This window comes from Saccharospirillum alexandrii, assembly GCF_004000275.1.
In the GTDB taxonomy this organism is placed as follows: Bacteria; Pseudomonadota; Gammaproteobacteria; order Pseudomonadales; family Natronospirillaceae; genus Saccharospirillum; species Saccharospirillum alexandrii.
The window spans coordinates 67,816-81,570 of the sequence record NZ_RCIP01000005.1 but is presented as its reverse complement, the minus strand read 5'-3'; the positions used below and the strand labels follow the sequence as shown (position 1 = coordinate 81,570).

Below are 13,755 nucleotides of genomic sequence, written 5' to 3'. Positions count from 1 at the left end.
GCTCGAAACTCTCAGCTCGCCCTTACCCAATAAAATACTTAATCGCCGCCCCAATCAGCACCAGAGGCACCAGAATCCGAATCCACTTCGAATACTTCGCCGCCTGCTCTTCACTGACTTCCGAGCCCTTGGCCGAGGTGATTTTAATCACCACCAACATCACCAGTGCCAGTACAACCAGAATCGTCACAATAGGTGGCATCAGAGATCTCCAAACAATTCGTTCATTCGTGTACCGGGGTCGTCGGCGCGCATGAAAGCCTCACCGACCAGAAAGGCATTGATGCGGTTATTGCGCATTAATTCAACGTCGGCCGGTGTCAGAATGCCGCTTTCGGTGATCAGGGTGCGCCCTTCGTCGACGGCGTCTTTCAGCGCCAATGTCGTATCCAGGGTGACCTCAAAGGTGTGCAGATTCCGGTTATTGATTCCTATCAATGGCGTCTCCAGGCGCAGTGCCAGCTCCATTTCAGCGGCATCGTGCACTTCAACCAGCACATCCATGCCGAGTTCCCGGGCCTGGTCGTGCAAGTTGGTCAGTTGAGCGGCTTCGAGCGAGGCAACAATCAACAGCACGCAGTCGGCGCCGAGGGCTCGGGCTTCGGTGATCTGATAGGGGTCGATCAGGAAGTCTTTGCGGATCACCGGCAACGCGCAGCCGTCGCGCACAGCAACCAGGTAGTCTTCATGACCCTGAAAAAAATCCCTGTCGGTGAGCACCGACAAACAGGCGGCACCGGCGCGCTCGTAACTCTGTGCAATTTCAACGGGCACGAAGGGGTCGCGCAGTACGCCTTTACTGGGCGATGCTTTTTTGATTTCGGCGATGACCGCGGCCTTGCCGGCTTCAATTTTGGCGTTCAGCGCCCGGGCGAAGCCACGCGGTGCCGGGTGCCGTTCGAATTCACGCTCAAGGTCCAGCGCACTGACGCGCCGCGAGCGTTCAGCGATTTCTTCGCGCTTGCGATCGTTGATTTTTTTCAGAATGGTCGGTGTGTCGGTCACGGTCAGGCTCCGGTCAGGGCGTCGGAGAACGCCGCCAGTTCTTTCATTTTCTCAAATGCCAGACCGGTCGAGATGGCATCCTGCGCCATGGCAATACCCTGTTCCAGATCGCTGGCCACGCCCGATACGTAAATCGCTGCGCCGGCATTCAACGCAATAATGTCGGCGGCCCGGGCGGAGATCTCATCGCTCGCTCCAGTCAGGGCGTTTTTGATCAGTTCGAAACTCTGTTGGGAATTCTGCACCGCCAGACCAGACAGCCCCTGGGTCGCCAGCCCTACGTCTTCCGGGCGCACTTTGTAACTGCGGACTTCACCGTCTTTCAGTTCAGCCACAAAGTTGCTGCCGCCGATGCTGAATTCATCGAGCCCGTCTTTGGAGTGCACGACCATCACGTGTTCACTGCCCAGGCGTTTCATCACATGCGCCAGGGGTTCACACAGGTTTTCAGTGAATACCCCGATGACCTGGCGTTTCACGCCAGCCGGGTTGGTCAGCGGGCCAATGATGTTGAAAATGGTGCGCATGCCCAGTTCCTTGCGCGGGCCAATGGCGTACTTCATGGCGCTGTGGTGGCCAGGTGCAAACATAAAACCAACACCGACCGATTCAACCGCCCGGGCGGTTTGATCCGGCGTCAGGTTGATGTTGATGCCTGCCGCTTCGAGTAAATCGGCACTGCCGGAATTGGACGACACGCCCCGGTTACCGTGTTTGGCCACCCGGCCACCGGCAGCGGCGACAACAAAGGCGGCGGCGGTTGAGACGTTGAACAAATCCTGACCATCACCGCCGGTGCCGCAGGTATCGACCAGGTGATCAACGTTCACATTCACGCTGGCGGCCAGTTCACGCATCACCATGGCCGCGCCGGTGATTTCCTCGATGGTTTCCCCCTTCATACGCAGGCCCATCAGGAAGGCACCGATCTGGGCGTCGGTGCATTCTCCGGTCATGATCTGGCGCATGACCAATTGCATGTCCTCCTGGCTGAAGTGGCCGTGTTCGGAAATGCGCTTCAAGGCGTACTTGATATCCATGCTCGCTCCTGCGGGTCAGGGTAGAAGGGGGGTGGTTAAGTTTCGCAACACTATATCAGATTGCGGCAGGCTGATCAGGCCCCGGAGCGGCCGATAGCGCCGCAGGCAGGGGAACCTCCAGAAACCGCGCCAGCAGCGCATGGCCATGGTGAGTCAGAATCGATTCCGGGTGAAACTGCACCCCCTCCACCGCCAGCGAACGGTGCCGAACGCCCATGATTTCCTCGACGGCGCCATCCGGCGTTTCCGTCCAGGCCGTAACTTCCAGGCATTCCGGCAAAGTGGCTTGATCGATCACCAGCGAATGGTAGCGGGTAACCTGAAAGGGGTTTTCAAGGCCGGTAAAGACCCCTTGCCCGGTGTGATGCACCAGCGACGTCTTGCCATGCATCACCCGCCCGGCCCGCAAGACAGTTGCGCCAAAGACCTGGCCAATGCACTGATGACCCAGACACACCCCCAACACCGGCGTTTTACCGGAAAAATGCTGCACCGCCGCCATTGAAATGCCGGCTTCGTTGGGCGTACAGGGCCCCGGTGAAATCATCAGGGCATCCGGTGCCAGGGCATCCAGATCAGTCAGTGTGGTGGCATCGCTCTGCACCACAACGACATCGGCGCCGAGCTCTTGCAGGTAGTGCACCAGGTTATAGGTGAAGGAGTCGTGATTATCGATCATGACCACTCGGGGCATTGTTCATTACCTTGTCGTTTCAACAGCAGGGCGACAGTTTGAATCAACACCCGTTAAAATGCATGTCTGTTAACCTTACTACCCAACCCGGCACGCAGGAGACACCCCATTCAGCGCACGCCCACCCAGCGACTGCTCGACCGCGACTTCTACCGCAACGGCCCCAACCATCGGGGGGATCGCGAGGTCGGCTTTGGTGACGTCAAACGCCGTTTCGGGTTGCGCACCGTCACCATTGGCCGCTGGGTCACCAAAGCCGAGCAGGCCAGCACCGCCAATCACTTTTACGATGCGCTCGCCGACTTGCAGACCATTCTGCACGGCACAGCCGACCTGCTGTCGTTGCGCGGCACCCTGTCGCTCACCTACGGCCGCGGGGGCCAGCCGGGCGTAGCCGCCCACTATGAACCGGCCTCACGCACCCTGGCCCTGGCCAAAAACGCCGGGCCGGGCAGCATTGCCCATGAGTGGTTTCACGCCCTCGATCACTACCTTGCGGACAAGGCCTTTAAAACCGCCACGGCCGGTCGCTTCGCCTCGTCGGCCTGGCTCGCCGACAGCCCGGCCATCGGGCACCCACTGAACCAGCTGCTGTTCGATTGCTACCAGGCCATCTTACTGAACGAGGCGGGTACCGGAACGAGCGAGCTGTTCAAACGCTCGGTCGAGGCCGACCGCAGTCAGGGCGGCCTGTATTACAGCCTGCCGGAGGAACTGGCTGCCCGGTCATTTGAAGCCTTTGTTCAGGATGCCCCGCTAAAGAATCACTTTCTGGTGAAAGGCACCCTGGAATCGCCCGAGGCGAAACAGGGCCTCTACCCGCAAGCGGCTCAGAGAGCCCGCATTAACGAGGCGTTTAACCGGTATTTTCAGGCGCTGGGTAATGCCCTGGCCCGGCAGGGAAGCCCGGCCGGTCAGTAAAGCAACTAAAAAAGCCGCCCTGGCGGCGGCTTCTGTGGGTGGGTTCAGACCCGAACGCTGACGTTCTGACCGAGGTTGCCGATGGGGTCGGCCGCCTGCCCGGGGTTGATGCTTTGTATCAGTTGCAGGGCAAGATCCGCCTGTAGGTCCGTCGCCTGCTTCAGGACTTTCAGACCGGCCTCGCCTTTGGCTTCGTTGGTGGCCTGGGCCGTGGAGTAAGCGGCCACCGAACTGATGGATCCAAGGTTCATCTGCGGCTCGTCGATTGAGTATGAGCCTACTGCATCGGCCAGACCCTTCGGGACTTAATGGTCGTTTACAGTTTGTTTCAACGTTGCCCCGACTGAGCATCCGCCTGCTTTTGATCAAACAGCACTTTCACCGGACGAGACAATTTCTCTGGATGCTGCGGCGTGACATCAGAAAAACATTCATAGATGCGTTGCATATCCGCTTCGAGGTCTTCACTCGGCTCCAGAATCAGCGGAAAGGTGACCTGCTTTCTGCGGTAATCGGCCGTTGCCAGCACAATGGGTACACCCGCCTGGCGGGCGATATGGTGAAACCCGGTTTTCCATGTATCGGCGTTGCTGCGGGTACCCTCCGGCGTCATCACAATGATGATGCGGTCATGGCGGCTCAATTCGGCCACGGTCTGCCCCACCACACCGCCGGCTTTGGAGCGGTCGACCGGAATACCGCCCAGCTTCTTCAGCATCCAGCCAAAGGGCCACCTGAACAGGGAATTCTTGATCATAAACCGGGCGTGCAGCGCCAGCGCGATGCCCGCGGTAATGCCCAATACGCCATCCCAGTTCGAGGTATGTGGCCCGCCTACGACAATGGCCTTGGGAAGGTCCGGAAAGGGTTCCACATACCAGCCCGCCAGTCGCAACAAACCAATGGCCAGCCGGCGCAGCGGCGAGCCACCCGCTGCCACGGCCGTTTTTTTCTTATTGTTGTGCATAGTGATCCTGAGTTTTTCTACATCAGGCCCGATGTTAACCCATACCGGGCACTGACACACAGCCGATATACAAAAGCTATTGCACCGGTCGTTAAAACAAACTTATGGCAATGACTGACCACTGCTATAACTAGTGTGAGTAGTAAGGCGGTAAGGAAGCCATGACTTATCCGCATCCCCTGATATTGACTGACATGGCTCAGACCGGTGCTGGCTCCCGGCAGACAGGCTGTAAAGTCGTCGGGTTGAGTGGCCAGTTCACCGAGTCCCGACTAACGTTACACGACCCTATAACCAGAATAACGCAACCCAACAGTCACAGACGGAGAGAGTTATGACCACGAATCAAACAGAAGCAGCCGGCAAATGCCCGGTGATGCACGGTTCACGGACCAAAATGACCACCGGCCCCGCCAACATGGACTGGTGGCCGAATCAGCTGAACCTGGCGATCCTGCACCAGCACGCGCCAAAATCTAACCCCTTGGGCGACGACTTCGATTACGCGGAAGCCTTCAAATCACTCGACTTGCCCGCGGTCAAGAAAGACATCGAAGCCTTGCTGAAAGACTCGCAGGACTGGTGGCCCGCCGACTACGGCCACTATGGCCCCTTCATGATCCGCATGGCCTGGCACGCCGCCGGCACCTACCGTACCGGCGATGGCCGTGGCGGTGCGGGCACCGGCAACCAGCGCTTTGCGCCGCTCAACAGCTGGCCCGATAACGGCAACCTCGACAAGGCCCGCCGACTGATTTGGCCGATCAAACAGAAGTACGGCAACAAGCTTTCCTGGGCCGACCTGTTTATTTTGACCGGCAACGTCGCACTGGAATCCATGGGCTTTAAAACCTTTGGCTTCGCCGGTGGCCGCGCCGACATCTTCCAGCCGGAAGAAGACATCTACTGGGGCGCCGAGAAAGAATGGCTGGCCACCAGCGACAAAGACAACAGCCGCTACACCGGTGACCGGGAACTGGAAAACCCCCTGGCAGCCGTGCAGATGGGCCTGATCTACGTGAACCCGGAAGGCCCCGATGGCAAACCGGACCCACTGGCCTCGGCCCGCGATATTCGCGAAACCTTCGCCCGCATGGCAATGAACGACTATGAAACCGTCGCCCTGACCGCCGGTGGCCACACCTTCGGCAAGACCCACGGTGCAGGTGACCCTGAGAAAGTCGGGGTCGAGCCCGAAGGTGCACCCATTGAAGCCATGGGCTTCGGCTGGAAAAACAGCCACGGTAAAGGCAAAGGCCGCGACACCACCACCAGTGGCCTGGAAGGTGCCTGGACGCCGACCCCGACCCAGTGGGACATGAGCTACTTCGACGTGTTGTTCGGCTACGAATGGGAACTGACCAAGAGCCCGGCCGGTGCGCAGCAGTGGGCTCCGAAAGGCCTGAAAGACAGCGACATGGCGCCGGACCCGGAAGATCCGTCCACCAAAGTCGGCATTATGATGTCTACTGCCGACATGGCCATGCGCGAAGACCCGGAATACAGGAAGATTTCCCAGCACTTCCATAAAAACCCGGAAGAATTCGCCGACGCCTTCGCTCGCGCCTGGTTCAAGCTGACCCACCGCGACATGGGCCCGAAAGCCCGCTATTTGGGCCCGGAAGTTCCGGCTGAAGACCTGATCTGGCAAGACCCGGTGCCCGCGGTCGATCACGAACTGGTCAACGCCAGCGACATTGCCGACCTGAAAGGCAAGATTCTGGCAACCGGTCTGTCGGTTTCCGAACTGGTCTACACCGCCTGGTCATCCGCCTCCACCTTCCGCGGTTCCGACATGCGCGGTGGTGCCAACGGTGCCCGCATTCGTCTGGCGCCCCAGAAAGACTGGGAAGTGAACCAGCCAGATCAGCTGGCCAAGGTGCTCAAAGCGCTGGAAGGCGTGCAGAAAGCCTTCAACGACCAGTCCGGCAGCAAGAAAGTCTCGCTGGCCGACCTGATCGTACTCGGTGGCGTTGCGGCCGTTGAAAAAGCCGCGAAAGACGCAGGCCACTCGGTAGACGTGCCGTTCACACCGGGCCGCACCGACGCCACCGACGACCAGACCGACGTGGAAGCGTTCGACTGGCTGAAACCCGAAGCCGACGGCTTCCGCAACTACCGTCGCGCGGCATTCACCGTCTCCGACGAAGAAATGCTGGTCGACAAAGCTCAGTTGCTAGGCCTGAGTGCACCGGAAATGACGGTACTGGTCGGAGGTATGCGCGTGTTGAACGCCAACTACAAGCAGGCCAAACACGGCGTGCTGACCAAAACACCGGGAAAACTCACTAACGACTTCTTCGTGAACCTGACCGACATCAACACCGAGTGGGCGCCGGTATCGTCTGAAGCCGACGTGTTCGAAGGTAAGGACCGCAAGAGCGGCGAGGTGAAGTGGACGGGTACTCGTGTCGACCTGATCTTTGGCTCCAACTCCCAGTTGCGCGCCATTGCTGAGGTCTACGCCCAGAACGACTCGAAAGAGAAGTTCGTGAAAGACTTCGTGGCTGCCTGGACCAAGGTGATGGATGCTGATCGGTTTGATCTGGCGTAATAGCCTGTACTGTTAAGACCAAGGCCGGATGCCCTGCAAGGGCATCCGGCCTTCTATTATGCGCGAAGACTTTTCCACTCTGCAAAACCACCCACGCCCTCACTACTCCATCATCACCACACCGTGGGAGGGCAGTCCCCTGCGCGACAGGAAGCAAACTGACCACAGAACCCTCCCCCCCATCCCTATCTCTCTGACGAGCGGACACGTCTGACACCCCCTTGAAATAAGTTCTTGCCAACCCTGTCACCGAGTGAGAAGGTGAAAACACAAAATATTTTGCCTTGGTGTGCCATGTAACCGGCCGGGCGGTAACGAGTCTGGTCGACTTATATCCGTTGATTTGCTGTGAATGCCAGCCACCAAACCCCTTCTGATTGATTTGGTTGGTTGTGTACTTTTAGCTGCGTACTTGAAGTCGCTGCTGACTTACGGGAGTGCTATGGCAAAGCACTATCAGGTGGCTAAAAGGTAACGCATCCAGAATATCTCCGTGGATATGTTACAAATGTGTTGAACTATTCTGGATAGTTGACAGATTTATAGGTTTTTACGGGTTGATATTCGCGTGGTCGGAAAAGCTGAGATTTGGGTTTGGAGCTCTGTGGTAGGGGTTGTAGTCGGTTGGTTATAAATACAGTGCTTGTATTGGCCCTGGATCATTTTCATTTTTGATATGAATAATCTGTTAGGCTAAAAGTAGAGAGAACGGATGAAAGCTTATTCTGGAGAGTTGGAAGTATAAGATGGGGAATTCGTTCTTGATGCGGATAGGCTTATCGTGAGAGATGGTGAAGTCGCGTTCATGCTTTCTGGATCTGATGAATAGGGTGATTTCAGGGTCGAAGATGTGGCGAAGCGAACTGAGCACGGAGCGTTCATCGCTTCGAATCTCCGCCTTGTTTATCCGAAATACGTAAGCCAAGATTTAGCCAGCATTCAGTTTGACGAGGTCGTTCAAACCGCCTAAAAGGTACGCTGTCGTGTTAAGGGGAAATTGAATCTGTATGGTGATACATGGGTATTCTCAGGAAATATCGGCCCGTACAAGGCCTAACAATCACAGGCAGCGCGACGCCAAAAAGCGGCGCTCCTGCTGTTGGCGTTAGGCCCTATGAATCAAGTTTCACAACATCCCGGGCTCCGAATCTTCGTCCTCGGCGCAGGCTTTTCGGTGCCGGCAGGACTGCCGCTGGCTGCTGGCTTGTTTCAATCCATAAAACGGCGGGTTGAAGCTATCCACGGTGTTGAGACCAAGTTCCAAGTCGATATTGAAAACTACATCGAATATCGAAAAAGGTGCTTCGACGAAACCATCTCGGAAGACGACATCGATTTAGAAGCTTTCCTGTCTTTCCTGGATATTGAACACTTTCTTGGACTAAGGGGCAGTGGCACGTGGAGCGATGATGGAAATGAAAGCCAAGTTATGGTGAAGCGTTTTCTTGGCCAATTTATACACGATCACACTCCCGAAGGGGACAGCCTTCCTGACTGTTACTACGAATTTGCTAGGCGCCTTTCGACACACGATGTCGTTCTTACGCTGAATTACGATAACGTGCTAGAACGCGCGTTGGAGCATGTTGGCAAGCCGTATCGACTGTTCCCTTTTCGCTACTCCGAAATTGGTCGTTGGAGCAATACAGTAGATAGCTCAGTGGATGAGGTCGTCATCCTGAAGCTACATGGATCTCTGGACTGGTTTAGTAATCGGCAATACCTGAGGTCCATTGAAGATTGGCGGGTTCAAGGCTTCGATGGCCTTCCCCACAATGCCATATTTAACGACGAAACCCGATTTTCCGCCACACCAATTGTAGATGGGCCGAGAAGCCCAGATGATCCGCTGAATCACGTTTTCCGAATTCGCGGCACCGACGACTTCTACTCAAAGGCAGAGCCGCTTGAGACACCCGTAATACTTTCTCCGTCGCACTACAAGATCGTCTATGCAACGCCACTGCTCGACTTTTGGCACGGGTTAGGCCGATCAGGAGACATGAATCTAGGTGTCTCTGTGATTGGGTTCTCACTACCAGATCACGATGAATATCTGCGCATCGCCCTCTATCAACTGATTACAAATTATCAGGACTCGTGGTGGGACGAGCGTGTTCTGGATACGCTCAAGGATAACGTGAAATTTGTAGACTACCAGCAAGATGCTGGTGGCATCGCTGAATTCAAGGCGAGATATGGTTTCGTGGATACCGAGAAAACTGAATACTGGTGGGATGGCTTTGGTGAAGACGCAGTCGAGTTCTTGTTCAACCCAGCACGGGCCTAACAATTCATTGTAGCGGACGTTTGACCCGCCACGTACTTTTGCTGCCGAAAAAGCACGCGTCGCCTCAAACGCCGCTGAACTTAAGCGCTAAATATCAAGGAGAGTTAATGAGTATATCTGACATAAAGGACTATTTTTTTCTAGTAGGTTCTATCGCAGGTCTGTTAGCTCTGTTCCGTCCAGTTTTAGAATCTAAATTTGATCGAGACAGGAAGAGAGCTGAAAAGATTCTTGAGCTTGTTTCGGAAGAGCATATGAAGGCTATGGACTTTGATGTTTACCAAGCACGAGCCATACTTATCTCCAACTTTTACCCTCTGGATGATCTTAAAACTCAATGGAAGGATGAATCAGACTTGGTTCGCTTTTCTGGTCCTTTAAAAGCGCACTATCTTAAGGAAGTTGAACAAATAGTACGAAACTATAGTAAATTACGAGAATATATTCAGGTTCCCTACTGGGAGCCCACATCGACTGGCGATGATAATTCGGACACCCATCAGTGGTTATTCAATAAGTCGTATTTCCCAGAAACTATCGGATCGCAAGGAGACTATGACGTTCATTTAAGTGAAGCTGGTGAAATCGTAGGAAAAGTCAGAGACGGTATAAGGCGTCTCCAGATAATTATGGAGATGCATTTTTTGGAGGCATTCTTTGCTCGATTTTTACTGCCAAAGAGGTTACGGGAGGTTGCATTGGAAGAAGCTTCTAACTAGACCGAATGCTTAAACTGTGAACTTGACCCGTGCCCTAAAAGTTATCCGCCTATAAATGGAGTCTTGATGAAAGATTTAGATTCAGAAAAAAAGATTGCAGTACTTATTGATGCAGAAAATGCTCAATATTCGGTTTTGGGAGCTGTTTTAGCTGAGCTATCTAAGCATGGTCACATTATTGTTAAAAAGGCATATGGTGATTGGAGCTCTAATCACTTGCGTAACTGGAAACAGCCATTAAACGAATTAGCAATTAATCCAGTTCAGCAATTTTCTTATACGCAGGGCAAGAACTCATCAGACGCAGCAATGATTATAGATGCAATGGATTTGCTGTATTCAAATAAGTTCGATGCATTCGCGCTAATATCAAGTGACAGTGATTTCACGAAGCTCGCTTCTAGACTAAAAGAGTCTCAGATTTACGTTTTTGGTGTTGGAGAGAAGAAAACCCCTATTGCATTCAGAAATGCATGTGATGACTTCATATCCACTGAGGTGCTGAGGGATCTAGATACAGATCAAGACTCTGAACCAAACACAACTGCAGCCAAGGTAGCGAACCCCGTCGGAACGAGCCCGGAGGAAAGAAGGCTTCGGAGTGACACACGCCTTCTAAACATTCTTAGAAATGCGATCTCTGAATATGCTGATGACGACGCTTGGGCTCCACTTGGCCCGTGTGGTGGACTTATAAAACGTCAATATCCGGACTTTGACTCCAGAACATACGGCTACCCGACTCTGACAAAGCTTATTGAAGCCATTGGACTTTTCCAAATTGATAGGCGGCAGTCTGGTAGCAGCAAAGTTCATGACATCTATGTCAAAGAGACCCGAAGATAAAACTCTTATAAAGCCATCGAGCCTGTTCTGGGTCTTCAGCACTCCACCGGAGGCCCTCGTCAGGGCGCCGCGGATGGCTGGCATTAGGCAGCCAAGTTACCCATGAAGTAGGCAAGCAAACAGGAGTCAGCCCCTTCGTAAGATCAATACAGAATCATCGGGCAGCTATAGGCTGCCCGATCTCAATCAACAAGCCAAGGACTAACCGTTGCCCTACTGCTCCAACGCCCCCTCAAAATAATAATACGGCAACAACACGACACCCATACTGTAGTGACACCCACATTAGGTGGCTATCAAGAACGAGTTTTCAATAGGCTATATTTATAAGCGAGCAATGGGTGTCTCTGCAGCGCGCTATTTGCGTCAAGTGTTAATATGGATGTCCACCTTGGTCTTTAGCAATGCTGTACAAAACACTGGTTGACTGCCTGAGGGTCAAGTCTTATTGTGGATGTCCCGGCGGCATCCGGCGGCATTTTTATCCCCTGTGCTTTACAAGCCAAGCCTGGTCACTAGATCGATTTGACGATCAATTCGGATTCCTCCCACAGTTTGGCGGCAAGCGTTTTATTATCGGCGTCAGCGCGAGAGTTTTTCACGTTTGAATCCGCGAGGTAATGCCCAGCCAAAGAAAGTGCCTTAGGGTTAACAGCGGCAAAGACTTCCGTTGCAGCGCCTTCACCCACGGTTTTCAAAAACAGGGGCGCAACGACAGCCAATACTCTGCGCAGTGCAGGCCCCAGGTTACGTGATAGGTTGGTATCAACAACGCCTGGGTGCACTGCATAGGCGGTTCTATCGGTACCAGTAAAACGACGCTGCAACTCTTTAGCGAAGAGCAAATTCGCCATTTTTGATTGGCCGTAGGCCATCAAAGGCTGGTAGCCCTTGTCGCCTGAAAGGTTGTCAAAATCAATCCCCTGCGCGGGTGAACTCCGGTGCCCCTCACTACTCAGCATCACCACTCGGCCTTTGTCTGTCAGTTGCCCAAGCAAGCCTGTCACCAGCATGAAATGACCAATATGATTGGTAAAAAACTGCAGCTCATATCCGTGTGCCTTCTCAAGTTTGGGAAGCATCATTATGCCCGCATTACAAATAATGGCGTCGAGCTCGTGCCCATCAGCAATGATTGAAGATACACAGTCTCGAACCGACGCTGGGTCTGCAAGTTCACAGGCATAGCCGATCGCATGGCCTGGAAACTTGGCGCATGCAGCCGAAGCTTTTTCTTTGGTACGCGCAGTGCCCAAAACCAACGCTCCGCGCAGAGATAGAACCCTGCAGGCCTCTTGCCCGATACCTGAGTTACAACCGGTTACCAGGATCGTCTTGCCTGCAAGTGAGAGCCCCTCAGTGACGTCTTCGGCCGTTGAGCCATAACCATAACCCGTCGGCCCTTTTGATCTGAACATTGAGAAAAATGACATGCCTACCCTCTCCTATTTGATGCAAAGCCGCCTTGGATTGCCACCGACGGTGCGTCCGTTTATCAGGCGGATCATCGGGGCAAGGTGTGATTAGACGCCCGAACAAATAGTTAAACAATCGCAGCATTTAGTATGTCATCATGTCAAAACGCCATGAATCACAGTCGGAAGTATGCCTATGACCACCCCAGACTTGACGGAGCTGAATACCTTTGTCGAGGTTGCCAAATTGCGCTCCTTTCGAAAGGCAGCGGACGTTCTAGAACTGTCACCATCGACCGTCAGTCACATAATACGCCGCCTCGAACAGCGAACGGGCGTACGATTGCTCCATCGCACAACTCGCAGTGTGGCCCCAACACAAGCAGGGGAGAAACTGCTTGCGCGCCTGCAACCGGCTTTGGCCGAAGTACGCACAGCGCTTGGCGAAATTGACGGATTCCGGGATAAACCAACGGGTCGAGTTCGCATCAACGCACCTGAGCAAGGCGTTAGGCTTCTGCTACGAGAGGTCATTCCCGCCTTTCAAAAAAACTACCCAGATATAGAACTCGACATAGTGACTGAAGGCCGTCTGGTGGACATAGTCAAAGACGGTTTTGACGCCGGCATACGACTGGGAGGCACCATTCCCCAAGACATGATTGCGGTTCAATTGGGTAGACCAACGCGTTGTATTGCTGTCGCTTCCCCGGAGTATCTGTCGCAGCGCACCACCCCAAAAAGCCCCGATGACCTCCATTCACACGAATGCATCCGCATCCGGCTTCCAAATGGAAAAATTCTAGCGTGGGAATTTGAAAAAGGCGGCCAACCCTTAAAGATTGAGACGCCAGGCACACTGATTCTGAATCAGGAAGGACTCATGATTGAAGCTGCACTCGCTGGGCTGGGTATCGCTTACGTATTTAAAAGTTCGGTGCATGACGAATTAAAGTCTCGACGCCTCATTAACTTACTTGACGACTGGTGCCCCGAATTGCCGAATGCGTTTCTCTATCTCCCTGGCAACAGGCACATTGCATCGGCACTTCGGGTATTTATCAACGCCGTCAAAACTTCGAAAACAGCCTAGCTAAAGTGCGCTCTTGGTTTAGTGGCTCAACCGGGTACACACTCATATATGGGCAGGACTAATTAGACACACAGAATAGTCGGCTATCATGGTCATTCAGTTCATAGCTTGAAGCTATTAATATTGATGGGTGTCCACGCTTTCCAGCGATGCTGTATAAACCACTGGTTGGATGTCTGAGGGTCAAGTGTTATTGTGGGTGTCCGGGCAG

The 13,755-nt window shown here is 53.9% G+C and carries 13 protein-coding genes; 6 read left to right on the top strand and 7 right to left on the bottom strand.

From position 1 onward, the window contains the following. Positions 1-22: 22 nt before the first annotated feature. The 4 genes from EP166_RS18145 to EP166_RS18130 are packed head-to-tail and all read right to left on the bottom strand — an operon-like array spanning position 23 to position 2,724. On the bottom strand, positions 23-202 hold the full coding sequence (locus tag EP166_RS18145) for a hypothetical protein (RefSeq protein WP_127559723.1): 180 nt from the start codon (positions 200-202) through the stop codon (positions 23-25). Next, positions 202-1,011, bottom strand: a complete 810-nt coding sequence (gene trpC, locus EP166_RS18140; RefSeq protein WP_127559721.1) for an indole-3-glycerol phosphate synthase TrpC — start codon at positions 1,009-1,011, stop codon at positions 202-204. Before trpC ends, EP166_RS18145 begins: the two co-directional genes overlap by 1 nt. Further along, positions 1,008-2,045 (bottom strand): anthranilate phosphoribosyltransferase, encoded by a 1,038-nt coding sequence (gene trpD / locus EP166_RS18135; protein WP_127559719.1) that lies wholly within the window; start codon positions 2,043-2,045, stop codon positions 1,008-1,010. Before trpD ends, trpC begins: the two co-directional genes overlap by 4 nt. A gap of 55 nt (positions 2,046-2,100) precedes the next feature. Further along, entirely contained in the window at positions 2,101-2,724 is a 624-nt protein-coding gene (locus tag EP166_RS18130) for an anthranilate synthase component II (RefSeq protein WP_127559717.1), read from the bottom strand. A gap of 81 nt (positions 2,725-2,805) precedes the next feature. Between EP166_RS18130 and EP166_RS18125 the strand changes: the two genes are divergently transcribed. Beyond that, the gene (locus EP166_RS18125; protein WP_425470065.1) at positions 2,806-3,660 is read left to right on the top strand and encodes a CLCA_X family protein; all 855 of its coding nucleotides are present in this window, start codon (positions 2,806-2,808) and stop codon (positions 3,658-3,660) included. Between the two features lie 44 nt (positions 3,661-3,704). Here the strand turns inward: EP166_RS18125 and EP166_RS18120 are convergent, their stop codons facing one another. Next, on the bottom strand, positions 3,705-3,911 hold the full coding sequence (locus EP166_RS18120) for a YjfB family protein (RefSeq protein ID WP_127559713.1): 207 nt from the start codon (positions 3,909-3,911) through the stop codon (positions 3,705-3,707). Positions 3,912-3,988: 77 nt separating this feature from the next. Next, positions 3,989-4,627, bottom strand: a complete 639-nt coding sequence (locus tag EP166_RS18115; protein ID WP_127559711.1) for a lysophospholipid acyltransferase family protein — start codon at positions 4,625-4,627, stop codon at positions 3,989-3,991. Between the two features lie 334 nt (positions 4,628-4,961). On the opposite strand from EP166_RS18115, the gene katG reads away from it, so the two are divergent. The 4 genes from katG to EP166_RS18095 all read left to right on the top strand — a co-directional run bounded on the left by katG (position 4,962) and on the right by EP166_RS18095 (position 11,036). Next, positions 4,962-7,181, top strand: a complete 2,220-nt coding sequence (gene katG, locus EP166_RS18110; RefSeq protein WP_127559709.1) for a catalase/peroxidase HPI — start codon at positions 4,962-4,964, stop codon at positions 7,179-7,181. A 1,114-nt stretch (positions 7,182-8,295) separates the two neighbouring features. After that, the gene (locus tag EP166_RS18105; RefSeq protein ID WP_127559707.1) at positions 8,296-9,471 is read left to right on the top strand and encodes an SIR2 family protein; all 1,176 of its coding nucleotides are present in this window, start codon (positions 8,296-8,298) and stop codon (positions 9,469-9,471) included. Between the two features lie 107 nt (positions 9,472-9,578). Further along, positions 9,579-10,190: a hypothetical protein gene (locus EP166_RS18100; protein WP_127559705.1), complete on the top strand. Its 612-nt coding sequence runs from the start codon at positions 9,579-9,581 to the stop codon at positions 10,188-10,190. 66 nt (positions 10,191-10,256) lie between these two features. Continuing rightward, positions 10,257-11,036: an NYN domain-containing protein gene (locus EP166_RS18095; RefSeq protein WP_127559703.1), complete on the top strand. Its 780-nt coding sequence runs from the start codon at positions 10,257-10,259 to the stop codon at positions 11,034-11,036. 515 nt (positions 11,037-11,551) lie between these two features. Here the strand turns inward: EP166_RS18095 and EP166_RS18090 are convergent. Next, entirely contained in the window at positions 11,552-12,469 is a 918-nt protein-coding gene (locus tag EP166_RS18090) for an SDR family NAD(P)-dependent oxidoreductase (RefSeq protein ID WP_127559701.1), read from the bottom strand. Positions 12,470-12,647: 178 nt separating this feature from the next. Here EP166_RS18090 and EP166_RS18085 point away from each other — a divergent pair, with 178 nt between their 5' ends. Then, positions 12,648-13,544, top strand: coding sequence for a LysR family transcriptional regulator (locus EP166_RS18085; RefSeq protein ID WP_127559699.1), 897 nt, complete (start codon positions 12,648-12,650; stop codon positions 13,542-13,544). The last annotated feature ends 211 nt before the right edge of the window (positions 13,545-13,755 follow it).

Bases quoted from the DNA above. Each gene is read 5' to 3' on its own strand.
- EP166_RS18145 (WP_127559723.1), bottom strand. From the start codon at position 202: ATGCCACCTATTGTGACGATTCTGGTTGTACTGGCACTGGTGATGTTG.
- trpD (WP_127559719.1), bottom strand. From the start codon at position 2,045: ATGGATATCAAGTACGCCTTGAAGCGCATTTCCGAACACGGCCACTTC.
- EP166_RS18130 (WP_127559717.1), bottom strand. From the start codon at position 2,724: ATGATCGATAATCACGACTCCTTCACCTATAACCTGGTGCACTACCTG.
- EP166_RS18120 (WP_127559713.1), bottom strand. From the start codon at position 3,911: ATGAACCTTGGATCCATCAGTTCGGTGGCCGCTTACTCCACGGCCCAG.
- EP166_RS18115 (WP_127559711.1), bottom strand. From the start codon at position 4,627: ATGCACAACAATAAGAAAAAAACGGCCGTGGCAGCGGGTGGCTCGCCG.
- katG (WP_127559709.1), top strand. From the start codon at position 4,962: ATGACCACGAATCAAACAGAAGCAGCCGGCAAATGCCCGGTGATGCAC.
- EP166_RS18105 (WP_127559707.1), top strand. From the start codon at position 8,296: ATGAATCAAGTTTCACAACATCCCGGGCTCCGAATCTTCGTCCTCGGC.
- EP166_RS18100 (WP_127559705.1), top strand. From the start codon at position 9,579: ATGAGTATATCTGACATAAAGGACTATTTTTTTCTAGTAGGTTCTATC.
- EP166_RS18095 (WP_127559703.1), top strand. From the start codon at position 10,257: ATGAAAGATTTAGATTCAGAAAAAAAGATTGCAGTACTTATTGATGCA.
- EP166_RS18090 (WP_127559701.1), bottom strand. From the start codon at position 12,469: ATGTCATTTTTCTCAATGTTCAGATCAAAAGGGCCGACGGGTTATGGT.
- EP166_RS18085 (WP_127559699.1), top strand. From the start codon at position 12,648: ATGACCACCCCAGACTTGACGGAGCTGAATACCTTTGTCGAGGTTGCC.